This window comes from Thalassobaculum fulvum, from assembly GCF_014652915.1.
Classification (GTDB): Bacteria; Pseudomonadota; Alphaproteobacteria; order Thalassobaculales; family Thalassobaculaceae; genus Thalassobaculum_A; species Thalassobaculum_A fulvum.
In genome coordinates this window covers 346,814-360,459 of record NZ_BMZS01000003.1, presented here as the reverse complement: position 1 = coordinate 360,459, position 13,646 = coordinate 346,814, and the positions used below count along the sequence as shown (strand labels likewise).

The window sequence follows — 13,646 nt, the reverse complement described above, 5'->3', positions numbered from 1 at the left end:
ATCCGGTGCGACCGGTCGGGAGACGCGGGCGATGCTCACCAAGAAGCAACATGAACTGCTGGCCTTCATCCAGAAGCGGATCGAGGAGACCGGCGTATCGCCGTCCTTCGACGAGATGAAGGACGCCCTCGACCTCAAGTCCAAGTCGGGGATCCACCGGCTGATCACTGCGCTGGAGGAGCGCGGCTTCATCCGGCGGCTGGCCCACCGTGCCCGGGCGCTCGAGGTGTTGCGCACCATCGAGGAGGTTTCGGCCCGTCCCGTCCGGGCCGACCGTCCGGTCGCCCGCGGCTTCGCCCCCAACGTCATACCCGGCAACTTCCCGTTCCGGGGGGAACCGCCGGTCGCCGCACCGCCGCCGGGTGAAGGTCCGGAAAGCGTCGAGCTGCCGCTGTACGGCCGGATCGCAGCCGGTACGCCGATCGAAGCGCTCAGGGATCCGTCGACGGCGGTGGCGGTTCCGGCCGCGATGCTGGCCGCCGGCGAGCATTACGCCCTCGAGGTTTCCGGCGATTCGATGGTGGATGCCGGCATCCTGGACGGTGACACCGTGATCATCCGGCAATGCGATACGGCAGAGAACGGGTCGATTGTCGTGGCCCTGGTCGACGATCAGGAAGCGACCCTCAAGCGGCTACGCCGCAAGGGCCACTCGATCGCCCTGGAACCGGCGAACCCGGCCTACGAGACGCGGATCTTCGGCCCGGATCGCGTCAAGGTCCAGGGCAAGCTGGTCGGGCTTCTCAGACAGTATTGACGGTGCGACTCGCTCAGGCGAGCTGGGCGCGGCCGAACAGCTTCCCGAGATCGGCCAGCACCACTTCCGGCTGGCGCCGGCGGGCGACGTCGTTCATCCGGGCGCGCTCGACATGCGCGCGTTCGATGGCGTTGCTGCGGATCTGCTTGCGGTTGGTCACGGAGATCTGCTGGAACATCGAGCTGGCGAAGCGGTCCTTGCTCTGGTCCTCGGCCCGGGACGCCTGCACGACGGCCACATAGGCAAGGTTGCGGCGCCCGACGACGTCCGCAATCGCGTCCCCGAGAATGGTAAAGCAACGCTGACGCAGCGAATCCGTCATCCCCAACTCTCCCCTACCGCGTAGTGTCCGCCGCCCCCCGGAAGTGGACGGTCGGTTGTACATTGCTTTAGTCTCGGATTCCAGATTCATTCTCGGACCGGCGATTTTCTCCTGTCGATTGTACCGGTCCAGGGCCGATGGCCGCGCACCTCGGCAACCGAGCGCGTCCGTATCCCGTCATCGGTCAGCCAGACGGCGAAGGCCCCCTCCCGGCGGAGGACGTCCAGGTCGATGGTCCGGACGTTTCCGGGACAGGGCCGCCGCAGGCGTACCCCGGTCACGACGAGATCCGCGCGCTCGCAGTCCTCGATCGCCGCCTCGGGCGTCGCCGGCATCGCCAGGAGCCGGCCGCGGACCCGCAGGACGCAGCCGAGCCCGTCGCACCCGAAGCCGTCGGCACCGCCACCGGCCAGCGCTTCGGCGGTCAGGAACCCGGTTGCCGACGCGCCACCCCACCGCCGGCGCCAGGCGTCCCGGACGAACGACCTGCCGCCCTCGCGCGAGATCGCCCAGCCGACCCCCGGGATGCGCACTGCCGCCAGTTCCCCGTCCGCCGAGATGAACGCGTCCGGCGACCGCTCCCAGGCGGTGGCGAGGAGCCCGGCGACGACGAACACGGCGCCCAGCCAGCGCAGCACCGTTCGCCACAGCGTCAGCCAGAGGCCGCCGAGCGCCAGCAGCACCAGCGGCGCCGTGCCGAGCGCCGCCACCCCGACCGCCGTCAACGGGGCATCGGAGGCGATTCCGGCGACCCGAAGTGTCAGGTCGATCCCCCACCCCATCGTCCGCAGCGGCCAGGCCTCCAGGCCCAGCGGCATCGCCAGCAGGGCGACGACGCCGGCAGGCATCGTCAAGAAGGCGGTCACCGGGACCGCCACCAGGTTGGCGACCGCACCCAGGACCGGCACCTGCTGGAAGTGATGGGCCGCCACCGGGGCCGTCACCAGGGAGGCCACCAGCGAGGTCGCGGCGACGCCGGCCACGTAGCGGACGGTTCTGCCGAGCCATCCGGGCGGCTTGCCGGGGCGTCGGCGGTGCCGCCGGGCGACCGCCTCCCACAGACCGATCAGCGCGGTCACCGCGGCGAACGAGAGCTGAAAGCTGGGACCGATCAAGGCCTCCGGGCTGATCAGGAGTACCGCGGCGGCGGCCCACGCGACGAGATGAAGGCTGATCGCCTCGCGGTCGAGCAGCACCGCCGCGAGGACCAGCCCGGTCATCAGGAACGCCCGTTGGGTCGGCACCGGCGCCCCCGCCAGCAGCAGGTACGCCGCCGCCACCGCCAGGGCCGCGCCGGCCGCCCACTTCTTGACCGGCCGTCGCAGGGCAATGGCGGGAAAGGCCGAGAGCGCCAGCCGCATCGCCGCGTAGACCGTGCCGGCCACCAGCCCCATGTGCAGGCCGGAGATCGCCAGCAGATGGGCCAGTCCGGTCTCTCGGAACGTGTCGGCGGTGGGCTCGTCGATTCCGGCACGGTCGCCCACCAGCATGGCCGCCGCGACCGCCCCCGCCGGATCCGGCAAGGCCGCCCGGATGCGCACGGCAACGCCGAGCCGTATCCGGTCGATCGCCGGCCCGATGCCTTCCACTACGCCGGCCGTAACGGGGGCGCCGCTGCGATGAACGAGGGCGATGTCGCCGACGGCGAAGCCGACCGCCCCGATGCCCCGGAAATAGGCGTCGCGCTGGAAGTCGTAGGCTGCCGGCGAGACCGGCGGCGACGGCGGGCGCAACCGGCTCCGCACCCGGACCCGGTCGCCGATCCGCAGCATCTGCAGCTGTGCATCCCGAGTTCGGCCGCCGATCGCCACCCGGACGCCGGTCGGGACAGCGATGTCGCGGCGCGGCTCGGCGAGCGCGACGTCGGCGAGGGTCAGTCGCCAACCGGCCGGACGCCGTTCGATTGCCGTGACGCGACCTTCGACGGTCGCCCAGACCTCCCGGTCCAGCATCACGGTGCCGACGGTCCGGGTCCGCAGCTGCGCCGCCGAAAGGCCTAGCGCGGCGGCGACCAGCAGCAGGGAAACCCAGAGCATCAGCGCGTTCCGACGGACCAGCAGCGCCCCGCCGATCGCGCCGGTCAGCAGCGCCGGTCCGAGCAGCGCCGACGGTTCGGCCGGCAAACTGAAATACACGCCGATGCCGCCGCCGAGGGCGACCGGCAGCCACAGCAGGCGCCGCGGGGATTCGCGCCTTGCCGCGTCGGCGAACCGCCCGATCACCCGCCAACCCCGGTCGCCCGCATGGCCTCCCGGTTCCGGGCGGGTGCTCGGCGGTGCCGGGCCGGCGCTCGGTCGCCTCGCGACGGTCGTTGTGCTATTCACCTCCCGCCCTCCCGCCGGGTGGGCGCGATCGGGTCCGATCGCCCGCACCCTAAACGCGAAACGAGCCGCGCCTCATGACCGTCGTCACCCGCTTCGCGCCGTCGCCCACCGGCTTCCTGCACATCGGCGGAGCCCGGACCGCGCTCTTCAACTGGCTGTTCGCCCGCCACCATGGCGGCACCTACCGACTGCGCATCGAGGACACCGACCGTCAGCGCTCCACTAAGGAAGCCGTAGACGCGATCCTCGACGGACTGTCGTGGCTCGGCCTGCAGGGCGACGGCGAGATCGTGTTCCAGTCGGAGCGCGCCGCTCGACACGCCGAGGTGGCGCATCAGCTACTCGCGGAAGGCAAGGCGTACCGCTGCTACTGCACGCCCGAGGAGCTCGCGGAGATGCGGGACCGGGCGCGCGCCGAGGGCCGCTCGATCCGGTACGACGGCCGCTGGCGCGACCGCGACCCGTCCGAGGCGCCGGCCGGCGTCGCCCCGGTGATCCGCATCAAGGCGCCGCTGGACGGCGAGATGACGATCCACGACGCCGTGCAGGGCGCGGTCACCGTGCCGCACGCGCAGCTCGACGACATGATCCTGCTACGGGCCGACGGCTCGCCGACCTACATGCACTCGGTGGTGGTCGACGACCACGACATGGCGGTCACCCACGTCATCCGCGGCGACGATCACCTGAACAACGCCTTCCGGCAGATGCTGATCTACCAGGCGATGGGCTGGCAGGTGCCGGTGTTCGCGCACGTCCCGCTGATCCACGGGCCGGACGGCGCCAAGTTCTCGAAGCGGCACGGGGCACTCGGCGTCGACGCCTACCGCGACATGGGCTACCTGCCGGAGGCGCTGCGCAACTACCTGCTGCGCCTCGGCTGGAGCCACGGCGACGACGAGATCATCTCGACCGAGCAGGCGGTCGAGTGGTTCGACCTGGACAAGGTCGGGCAGTCGGCCGCCCGTTTCGACTATGCCAAGCTGGAGAGCCTCAACGGCCACTACATCCGCGAGGCCGACGACCGCCGCCTGACCGACCTGGTCGTCGAGCGACTGGCCTGCGACCCGGCACTGACCCTCGACGGCGAGGCGACACGCCGGCTGAACGCCGGGATGGCCGGCCTGAAGTCGCGGGCCAAGACCCTGGTCGAACTGGCCGAGAAGGCGCGCTTCTACGTCGCGCCGCTGCCGCTGCCGATGGAGCCGAAGGCCGCCGCCCTGCTCGACGACGCCGGCCGCGCCGCGCTGGCCGCTCTTGCACCGCACCTAAACGCACTTACTTCGTTCGATGAGCACGGCATCGAGGAAGCCGTGCGCCAGTTCGCCGAGGCCAGCGACCTGAAGCTGGGGAAAGTGGCGCAACCGCTGCGGGCCGCGGTCACAGGGTCAACCGCCTCGCCGGGGATCTTCGAGGTCCTGGCGGTGCTCGGAAAGGCCGAGTCGCTGCGGCGCATCGAGGCGGTTTGCGCAGTGCACACTAACGGCTAATATCCACCGCCGGCCCGGCGGGCCCCTCGGGGCCCGCGCCAGAGGCCGCCCGAGACACAGGGGACGGATACTATGACCAAGAGCAACGCCGGGACCTTCACGCTGACCGACGACGCCACGGGGACGTCGTACAAGCTGCCGGTGATCGACGGGACGATGGGTCCGAGCGTGATCGACGTGCGCAAGCTGTACGCCGAGACCGGACACTTCACCTACGACCCGGGGTTCACCTCGACGGGCTCGTGCGAGTCCGCCCTGACCTTCATCGACGGCGACGAGGGCATCCTGCTGCACCGGGGTTACTCGATCGAGGACCTCGCCGAGAACTCCGACTTCCTCGACGTCGCCTACCTGCTGCTGTACGGCGACCTGCCGAACAAGGACCAGAAGAAGAAGTTCGACCGCGACGTGACCTATCACACGATGGTCCACGAGCAGCTCAGCAACTTCTACCGCGGGTTCCGGCGGGACGCCCATCCGATGGCGGTTCTGTGCGGTGTGATCGGCGCCCTGTCGGCGTTCTACCACGACTCCACCGACATCCACGACGAACGCCAGCGGATGGTCGCCTCGTTCCGGCTGATCGCCAAGATGCCGACGATCGCCGCCATGGCCTACAAGTACTCGGTGGGGCAGCCGTTCAACTACCCGCGCAACGACCTGACCTACGCCGAGAACTTCCTGCACATGATGTTCGCGGTCCCGGCCGAGCCCTACAAGATGAGCCCGACCATCGCCCGGGCCATGGACCGCATCCTGATCCTGCACGCCGACCACGAGCAGAACGCCTCGACCTCGACGGTGCGGCTGTCCGGCTCGTCCGGCGCCAATCCGTTCGCCTGCATCGCCGCCGGCATCGCCTCGCTGTGGGGCCCGGCGCACGGCGGTGCCAACGAGGCGGTCCTGAACATGCTTCAGGAGATCGGCCACAAGGACAACATCAACGAGTACATCAAGAAGGCGAAGGACAAGGACGATCCGTTCCGCCTGATGGGCTTCGGCCACCGGGTCTACAAGAACTACGACCCGCGCGCGAAGGTCATGCAGAAGTCCTGCCACGAGGTCCTGGCGGAGCTCGACCTGGACGACCCGCTCCTCGAACTGGCCATGGCGCTCGAGAAGATCGCGCTCGAGGACGACTACTTCGTCGAGAAGAAGCTGTTCCCGAACGTCGACTTCTACTCGGGCATCGTGCTGAAGGCCCTGGGCTTCCCGACCTCGATGTTCACGGTGCTGTTCGCGGTCGCCCGCACGGTCGGCTGGGTCGCCCAGTGGAAGGAGATGATCGAGGATCCGAGCCAGAAGATCGGCCGGCCGCGGCAGCTCTACACCGGCCCGGCGCAGCGCGCCTACGTGCCGCTGGGCGATCGCTGATCGACAGCGGCCTCGCAGCGACGACAGAGGGCGGCCGACGGCCGCCCTCTTTGCGTTTCGGCCCGACGGCTCCGCTCAGGCAGCGAGGCCGGCGACCCGCAGGACGGTCCGCGCCGCCCGCTCCGAGGGAGCCTCGTCGTCGGCCTGGAGAAGACCGCGGACCGCCTCGCTGGCGGCACCCTGCTCGGCCCGCGCCCGCGGGTCGTCGAACAGCCGCTCGACCGCGACCGTCAGCCGGTCGGCGGTGCAGTCCTCCTGGATGAACTGCGGGATTACGCGCCGCCCCAGCAGCTTGTTGGTCAGCACGATCGCATCCGGGTCGATCAGCCGGCGGGCGATCGCCGCCGAGACGGCGTTGACGCGATAGGCGACCACCGTCGGCACCCCGGCCAGAGTCAACTCGAGGGTCACCGTGCCCGACGCCGCCAGCGCCACCGTACAGGCCGCGAATGCGTCGTACTTGTAGCGCGGGTCCTGCACCACCGTGACCGGCGCCCGCCAGTCCCTGGTCTCTTCGCGGACCGCATCGGCCACCAGCGGCACCGTCGGGATCACCACCTGCAGCGCCTGGTAGCGCCCAGCAAGCCGCGCGACGACCTCCCGGAACACCGGCAGCAGACTCCTGACCTCGCCCGGGCGGCTGCCGGGCATCACGCCGAGCACCGGTGCGCCCTTCGGCAGCCGGAACCGTCCGCGGAACGCCGCGCCGTTGCCGGCCGGCTGTCCGACCGCCGGGTGGCCGACGAAGGTGGTGTCCAGGCCGTGCTCCTCGAAGTACGGCGGTTCGAACGGAAACAGCGTCAGCAGGTGGTCGAGGTGGCGGGCGATCGCCTTGGCGCGCCCGGGTCGCCACGCCCACACCGTCGGCGGCACCCAATGGATCAGTTTCGGCCCCTGCCCGCCGGCGGCGTCGCGCAGCTTGTGAAGCCGCTTCTGCACCCGCATGGTGAACGCCTTGGAGTCGATGGAGACGACCGCAACCGGCCGGCGCTGCCAGGCGTCCTCGACGGTCTCGCGAACCCGACGCAGCAGCTTCGGGGCCTTCGGCAGGATCTCGACGATCCCCATGACCGCCATCTCGGAGATCGGGAACAGGCTCTCCAGCCCCTCGGCGGCCATCGCGTCGCCGCCCAGGCCGGCGAACCTCACCCGGCCGCCGGTCATCGCCTTCAGCGACCGCATCAGCCCGGCCCCGAGCACGTCACCCGAGGCCTCGCCGGCCATCAGGTAGATCAGCGGTGCGTCGTCCTCGCTCATGTCGGATCCGAGAAGCTCCGTGCGACCAGGAACAGCCCGGCCTGTTCGACCGCGCGCACGGTCGCCGCACGGTCGACAACCAGCGTCGCCCCGGCCTCGATCGCGATACCCCGGAATCCGGCGGCGGCCGCCGCGACAACCGTTCCCGCGCCGACCGTCGGCCGGTCGGCACGGCCTTCCTGCCCGGGCTTGCTGCCCTTGACCAGGACCGGACCGGCGCCGGGCCGTCGCAGGAGGCCGGCCCGGGCGATCATGGCGTCGGTACCCTCGATTGCCTCGACCGCCAGCACGAGCCCCTCCTGGACGGCGACCGCCTGACCGATGTCGGCGGCTCCGATAGCCCGCAACGCCGCGATGCCGCGCACCACGTCGCGCTCGTCCGCCGCGCCGAGCGGCCCGCCGGCGAGGGTCCCTTCATAGGCCAGGTAACCGCCGAGCAGGTCTTCGACCCCGACCACCCTGAAGCCGTCGCGCTCGATCTCCTCGACGATCAGCGACAGCAGCCCGTCGTCCCCGAAGACTCGGGTCCCGGCCTTGGCCAGCGCGGTGACCGAACGCCGGTCGAGCGACAGAGACGACAGTGTCGGGCGCCGCATCGGCCCGGCCATCACCACGTCGACGCAGCCGGCGGCGTGCAGTGCCCGCAAAGCCGCGTCGGTCTGCCCGAGCTTCAGCCAGACATGGCCGAACCCCTCGACCGTGGCCGGGTCGGTATGGCCCTCGAACGCAACGATGAACACCGGCCGGCCTGCGGCCGACCCGGACTCGGCGATACGGCGAGGCAAAACGCCCCCGCCCGCGACAATTCCGAGACCGCCCATCTCCGCCTCAGAGTTCGCCGCCGTCTCCTGGCTGGCAGATCTTCCGCGAGGAGTCCTCGCGGATGAAGCCCACGATCTCCATCACCGGTGCACAGTCGGCGAATTCATCGGCGACTTCCTGGAGGCGCTCCTGGAAGGTGCCCTCGGCCGCGAACAGAAGCCGATACGCCTTGCGCACCGCGTTGATGTCGTCCCGCCCCAGCCCGCGGCGCTTCATGCCGATGATGTTGATCCCCGAGAGCCGGGCCCGGTCGCCCACGACGGAGCCGTAGGGAATGACGTCGCGCTCGACACCGGTCATGCCGCCGACCATGGCGTTGCGGCCGATCCGGACGAACTGGTGGACCGCCGACAGACCGCCGAGCACGGCATAGTCCTCGACCCGCACGTGCCCCGCGAGCGTGGCGTTGTTCGCCATGATCACGCCGTCGCCGACGTCGCAGTCGTGCGCGACGTGGCTGCCGACCATCAGCAGGCAGCGGTCGCCGACGCGGGTCAGCAGCCCGCCGCCCTCGGTGCCCGGGTTCAGGGTCGCGTGCTCGCGGATGACCGTGTCGCTGCCGATCACCAGCTCCGACGGCTCCCCGCGGTACTTCAGGTCCTGGGGACGCAGGCCGATGCTGGCGAACGGGAAGATCTCGGTGCGGGCCCCGATACCGGTCCGGCCGCCGATCACCACATGGCTGTGCACGACGCAGCCGTCGGACAGCGTGACCTGTGGGCCGATGACCGTGTACGGGCCGATCCGGACGTCTTCGCCGAGTTCCGCCCCGGCCTCGACCACGGCGGTCGGATGGATCTCTCGCGCCACTTGGCGTCTCCGGGTCAGGCGTCGAGAATCATCGCGGAGTAGGTGGCCTCGGCGACCAGCGTGCCGTCGACCCGAGCCTCCCCCTGGAACTTCCAGACCGGACCGCGGTTGCGGAGCTTGCGGACGTGCACCTTCATCTGGTCGCCCGGCACGACCGGCTTGCGGAACCGGGCGTCGTCGACGGTCATGAAGTACACGAGCTTGCCCTCGCTCTCCGGACCGAGCGTGGCGACCACCAGGCACCCGGCGGTCTGGGCCATCGACTCGATGATCAGCACGCCCGGCATGACGGGACGCGTCGGGAAGTGGCCCTGGAAGAACGGCTCGTTGATCGACACGTTCTTGATGCCGATGCAACTCGTGTCCGGAACGATCGACTCGACCCGGTCCACCATCAGGAACGGGTACCGGTGCGGGATCAGTTCCATCACCCGCATCACGTCGATGTCCACCCCGGTCTCGGCCGCTGGGGTCGCTTCCGCCTGACTCATTTCCTGACGCCTCACGTATCGCCTTCGCTTCGACGTCCCAATCGCTTGATTGCCGCGATCTGGCGGCGGAACTCGCGGATCGGGACGGCCGGAGCGCCACCCACTGCTACGCCGGCAGGCACGCTTCGGTTCACCCCCGACTTGGCGGCGATCTGGACGCCGTCTCCGATCTCCAGATGCCCGGCGACACCGACCTGTCCGGCCAGAACCACCCGATTCCCCAGCCGCGTGCTACCCGAGATGCCGACTTGCGCGACGATGATGCAGCCGCGACCGACCACGACGTTGTGGCCTATCTGTACGAGATTATCAATCATGGTACCGCGGCCGATCACGGTGTCGGGGCCGCTGCCGCGATCGATCGTGGTGTTGGCGCCGATCTCGACGTCGTCCTCCACGATGACCCGTCCGAGCTGCGGCACCATGAAGGGGCCGTCGGCATCCATCTCGAACCCGAAGCCCGGCTGGCCGATCCGCACGCCGGGATAGATATGCACCCGGGCCCCGATCAGGGCGTGGCTGACCGAGGCGCCGGCCCCGATCCGGGTCGCCTCGCCGATCTCGACCGCTTCGCCGATCACCACGTTCGGACCGATCTCGCTGCGCGCCCCGATCCGGGCACCGGCAGCGACCACGGCTCCGGGGCCGATCGAGACCGAATCGCCGAGCTCGGCTGCCGGGTCGACCACGGCGGCGGGATGCACGCCGGGCGCGGCGGGCTCCGGCGGGAAGAAGGCCTGGCCGATGCGTGCGAAGTTGCGCCGCGGCCGCGGCGTCACCAGCAGCGCCATCCCTTCCGGGGCCTGCGGGACGAACTCCGGCGCCACCAGGCAGGCGCCGGCGCGACAGCTTCTGAAGCCCGACAGATATCGCCGGTTTTCCAGGAAGGCGACCTGGGTCGGGCCGGCCGTATCGAGCGGTGCCAGATCGGTGATCGCCAGGCCGGGATCGCCCGCCCCGACGAGTTCCGCGCCGGTCATGGCGGCGAGTTCGGCCACGGTGAACGGGCCATGGGAACGGAAGAACCGGGGATCGGTCATCGCGCGCCTCCTATTTCAACGGCGGCAGGTCGACCTTGACCGTCGGCAGCCGCTCGTTCAGACGCTTCAGGGTCTCGTCGGATACGTCCAGGGATTTCTCCGCGATGACGATCTGGCTCTTGAACAGGACGAGCTTGATGCCCCGCTGCTCGGCGATCTCGGCAACCACGGAGACCAGCGACTTGCGGACCTCGTTCATCGCCTTGGCGAAGGTCTCGTCGAGCTCGCGCTTGCGCATCTGGACCTGGCGCTGGACCTCGGCGACCTGCGACTGAAACTGCCTGACCTTCTGCTGGTAGGCCTCCGGGGCGAGGATGCTCCGCTGCTGCGCCAGGTCCTGTTCGACCGTGCGCAGGCGCTTTTCCTCGGCCGAGACCTCCTCCTGGTAGGCGCTCCGGCGCGTCTCGATCTGCTCGTGGATCGCTTTGGCCGCCTGTGCGGCCCGCATGATCCCCTGAACATCCACGACCGCGACCGGCAGCTCCGCCACTTCGGCCGGCGCCGACGGCGGTGCCGTCTGGGCGTGCAGCAGGCCGGTCGGAACTCCCAGGATCAACAGGGCGGTCAGCAACGCCGCCGCGCGCGGGGCCGGCATCGGCGGCCTCCTCAGAAACGTGTGCCGAAGCTGAAGCGGAACAGCTCGGTCTTGTCGAAGTCTTCCTTGAGCACCGGCTCGGCGGCATCCACCCGGATCCGGCCGAACGCCGTCACGAACTCGACGCCGACACCGAACGATGCCCGGATCGAGTTGACGTCGCGTACCTCCGCCCCGCTGGCGTCGACGTTCCAGAGGCTGCCGACGTCGCTGAACACGAAGGCCCGCATGCCGAGATCCTCGGGCAGCCCGGTCGGGAACGTCAGCTCGACGGAACCGACATAATACTGGTTGCCGCCGAGCGCGTCGTCGGAACTGACGTCGCGCGGGCCGACGCCGGCCTTCTCGAAGCCGCGGAAGGTATGGCCGCCGATGAAGAAGCGCTCGGCGATCGACACGTCCTGCCCGAGGCCGATGATGTAGCCGGCCTGCCCCAGGAACGCCAGGCCCCACACGTTGTCCAGCGGATAGTAGTACGCCCCCTTGGCCTTCAGCCTCAGGAACCGCTCGTCGCCGCCCGCGCCGGCGATCTCCGTGGTGAACTGCCCGATGTAGCCTTCGCGCGGATCGAGCCGGTTGTCCCGCTTGTCGTAGGTCAGGGTCTGGCCGAACTGCGACACCACGGTGGTGCCTTCCTGCTCCCTGATGAATCGGGAGGCGTCCGATTCGACGTCTTTGATGTCGGTGCTCTTCAGCGTGTAGTTCACCGACTGCCGGAGATCGGGGGCGAGGTCGTAGCCCGCGCGCAGCGAACCGCCGGTCCGGACCTCGCTGTAGGAGCTCTCGGTGTACTCCCGCTCCACCCGGAACAGATCGAACCCGGCCGACACGTCGCGGCCGAGAAAATACGGCTCGGTGAACGAGATGTCGTACTCGGTGGAGCTGGCCGACCCGGACACGCCGAACCGCAGGTCCTGGCCGCGACCGAGCAGGTTGCGCTCGCGGATGCCGATGTCGCCGATGACGGCGTCGACCGAGGAGTAGCCGATGCCGAACGAGATCTCGCCGGTCGGCTGCTCCTCGACCTCGACGACGATCACCGTGCGGTCCGGCGCCGAGCCTTCGCTGTTGGTGACCTTGACCGACTTGAAGAAGCCGAGGTTGCGGATCCGCCGTTCCGACCGCCGCATCTGCGAGACGTTGAAGGCATCGCCCTCGACCAGGTTCATCTCCCGGCGGATGACGCGGTCCAGGGTTCGCACGTTGCCGACGATGTCGATCCGCTCGACGAAGACCTTGCTGGCCTCGCCGATCTGGTAAGTGATGTCGATGGCCTGCGCTTCCGGATGCCGCTCGACCCGCGGCCGGACATCGACGAATGCATAACCGAGGTTGCCCAGCTTGTCGGTGATCGCGTCGACCGATTCATCCACCTTGGTGGAATCGTAGCGGTCGCCGGTCTCGGTCACCACGAGCCCGTTCAGGTCGCCCTCGGTGACCCGCGGGAGCCCGATATCGAAGCCGATCTGACCGAAGTTGTAGGGCTCGCCCTCCTCCACCGTGAACGTGACGACGAAGGCCTCGCGATTGGGGGTCAGTTCGGCCACGGCCGACAGCACCCGGAAATCGGCATAGCCGCTCTCGAGATAGAACCGCCGCAGCAGCTCGCGGTCGAAGCTCAGCCGGTCCGGATCGTATGTGTCGGCCGTGCTGAGGAACCGATAGAACGCGTATTCCTTGGTCTGGATGACGCCGCGCAGCGTGGAATCGCTGAACCGCTTGTTGCCGATGAACGAGATGGTCTGGACCGGCGTCAGTTCGCCCTCGTCGATCTCGAACACCAGATCGACCCGGTTCTGCGGCTGCTGGATCACCTTCGGCTCGACCGTGACGCCGTAGCGCCCGGAGCGCCGGTAGATCTCGACGATCCGCTGGACGTCCTGCTGGGCCCGGGTCCGCGTGAACACCACGCGCGGGCGCAGTTCCACCTCGCGCGCCAGTTCCTCGTCGTCGATCCGCTTGTTACCTTCGAAAGCGATCCGGTTGATGATCGGGTTCTCGACCACGCTCACGACCAGCGCGTCGCCCTGGCGACGGATCGTCACGTCGGCGAACAGCCCGGTCGCGAACAGCGCCTTGAGCGACCGGTCCAGCCGGTCGGCGTCGAACAGATCGCCGGGTTGGATCAGCATGTAGGACCGCACCGTGCCCGGATCGATCCGCTGGGTGCCCTGCACCTCGATCTCCGACACGCGTCCGCCCGCGCTCTGCGCGTGTGCCGTTCCGCCGAGGAGCAGCGCGACCACGACGGCGACCGCCTGAAACCAGTGCTTCAACGATGACGGCAAGAGCCGGCCCCCTATCGGCGGAAAACCTCGCGCGATGCCGCGCGGCGGCGACTATAGCGTTGGCGTTACGCCCCGC

The 13,646-nt window shown here is 69.5% G+C and carries 12 protein-coding genes; 3 read left to right on the top strand and 9 right to left on the bottom strand.

Going from position 1 to position 13,646, the window contains the following annotated elements; genetic code table 11:
* The first annotated feature begins 31 nt into the window (after positions 1-31).
* Positions 32-757, top strand: a complete 726-nt coding sequence (gene lexA / locus IE246_RS08100; protein ID WP_189988450.1) for a transcriptional repressor LexA — start codon at positions 32-34, stop codon at positions 755-757.
* Between the two features lie 13 nt (positions 758-770).
* On the opposite strand, the gene IE246_RS08095 is transcribed toward lexA, so the two are convergent.
* A complete protein-coding gene (locus tag IE246_RS08095; RefSeq protein WP_189988449.1) occupies positions 771-1,079 on the bottom strand; it encodes a hypothetical protein in 309 nt (102 codons plus the stop codon).
* 86 nt (positions 1,080-1,165) lie between these two features.
* Positions 1,166-3,301 carry a ComEC/Rec2 family competence protein gene (locus IE246_RS08090; RefSeq protein WP_189988448.1) on the bottom strand — a complete coding sequence of 712 codons (2,136 nt, stop codon included), beginning with the start codon at positions 3,299-3,301 and terminating at the stop codon, positions 1,166-1,168.
* A 176-nt stretch (positions 3,302-3,477) separates the two neighbouring features.
* Here IE246_RS08090 and gltX point away from each other — a divergent pair, with 176 nt between their 5' ends.
* Entirely contained in the window at positions 3,478-4,893 is a 1,416-nt protein-coding gene (gene gltX / locus IE246_RS08085) for a glutamate--tRNA ligase (protein ID WP_189988447.1), read from the top strand.
* A 72-nt stretch (positions 4,894-4,965) separates the two neighbouring features.
* Positions 4,966-6,267 carry a citrate synthase gene (locus IE246_RS08080; RefSeq protein WP_189988446.1) on the top strand — a complete coding sequence of 434 codons (1,302 nt, stop codon included), beginning with the start codon at positions 4,966-4,968 and terminating at the stop codon, positions 6,265-6,267.
* A gap of 75 nt (positions 6,268-6,342) precedes the next feature.
* Here IE246_RS08080 and lpxB read toward each other — a convergent pair whose 3' ends face one another.
* The 7 genes from lpxB to bamA are packed head-to-tail and all read right to left on the bottom strand — an operon-like array spanning position 6,343 to position 13,570.
* Positions 6,343-7,524 carry a lipid-A-disaccharide synthase gene (gene lpxB, locus IE246_RS08075; RefSeq protein ID WP_189988445.1) on the bottom strand — a complete coding sequence of 394 codons (1,182 nt, stop codon included), beginning with the start codon at positions 7,522-7,524 and terminating at the stop codon, positions 6,343-6,345.
* Positions 7,521-8,345, bottom strand: coding sequence for an LpxI family protein (locus tag IE246_RS08070; protein WP_189988444.1), 825 nt, complete (start codon positions 8,343-8,345; stop codon positions 7,521-7,523). Before IE246_RS08070 ends, lpxB begins: the two co-directional genes overlap by 4 nt.
* A gap of 7 nt (positions 8,346-8,352) precedes the next feature.
* Complete coding sequence (lpxA, locus tag IE246_RS08065; RefSeq protein ID WP_189988443.1) at positions 8,353-9,156, bottom strand: acyl-ACP--UDP-N-acetylglucosamine O-acyltransferase; 804 nt, start codon at positions 9,154-9,156, stop codon at positions 8,353-8,355.
* 14 nt (positions 9,157-9,170) lie between these two features.
* Positions 9,171-9,647, bottom strand: coding sequence for a 3-hydroxyacyl-ACP dehydratase FabZ (gene fabZ / locus IE246_RS08060; RefSeq protein WP_189988442.1), 477 nt, complete (start codon positions 9,645-9,647; stop codon positions 9,171-9,173).
* Positions 9,648-9,658: 11 nt separating this feature from the next.
* Positions 9,659-10,687, bottom strand: coding sequence for a UDP-3-O-(3-hydroxymyristoyl)glucosamine N-acyltransferase (gene lpxD, locus IE246_RS08055; protein ID WP_189988441.1), 1,029 nt, complete (start codon positions 10,685-10,687; stop codon positions 9,659-9,661).
* 10 nt (positions 10,688-10,697) lie between these two features.
* Complete coding sequence (locus IE246_RS08050) at positions 10,698-11,282, bottom strand: OmpH/Skp family outer membrane protein (RefSeq protein WP_189988440.1); 585 nt, start codon at positions 11,280-11,282, stop codon at positions 10,698-10,700.
* Positions 11,283-11,293: 11 nt separating this feature from the next.
* Positions 11,294-13,570, bottom strand: coding sequence for an outer membrane protein assembly factor BamA (bamA, locus tag IE246_RS08045; RefSeq protein WP_229836668.1), 2,277 nt, complete (start codon positions 13,568-13,570; stop codon positions 11,294-11,296).
* Between the last annotated feature and the right edge of the window lie 76 nt (positions 13,571-13,646).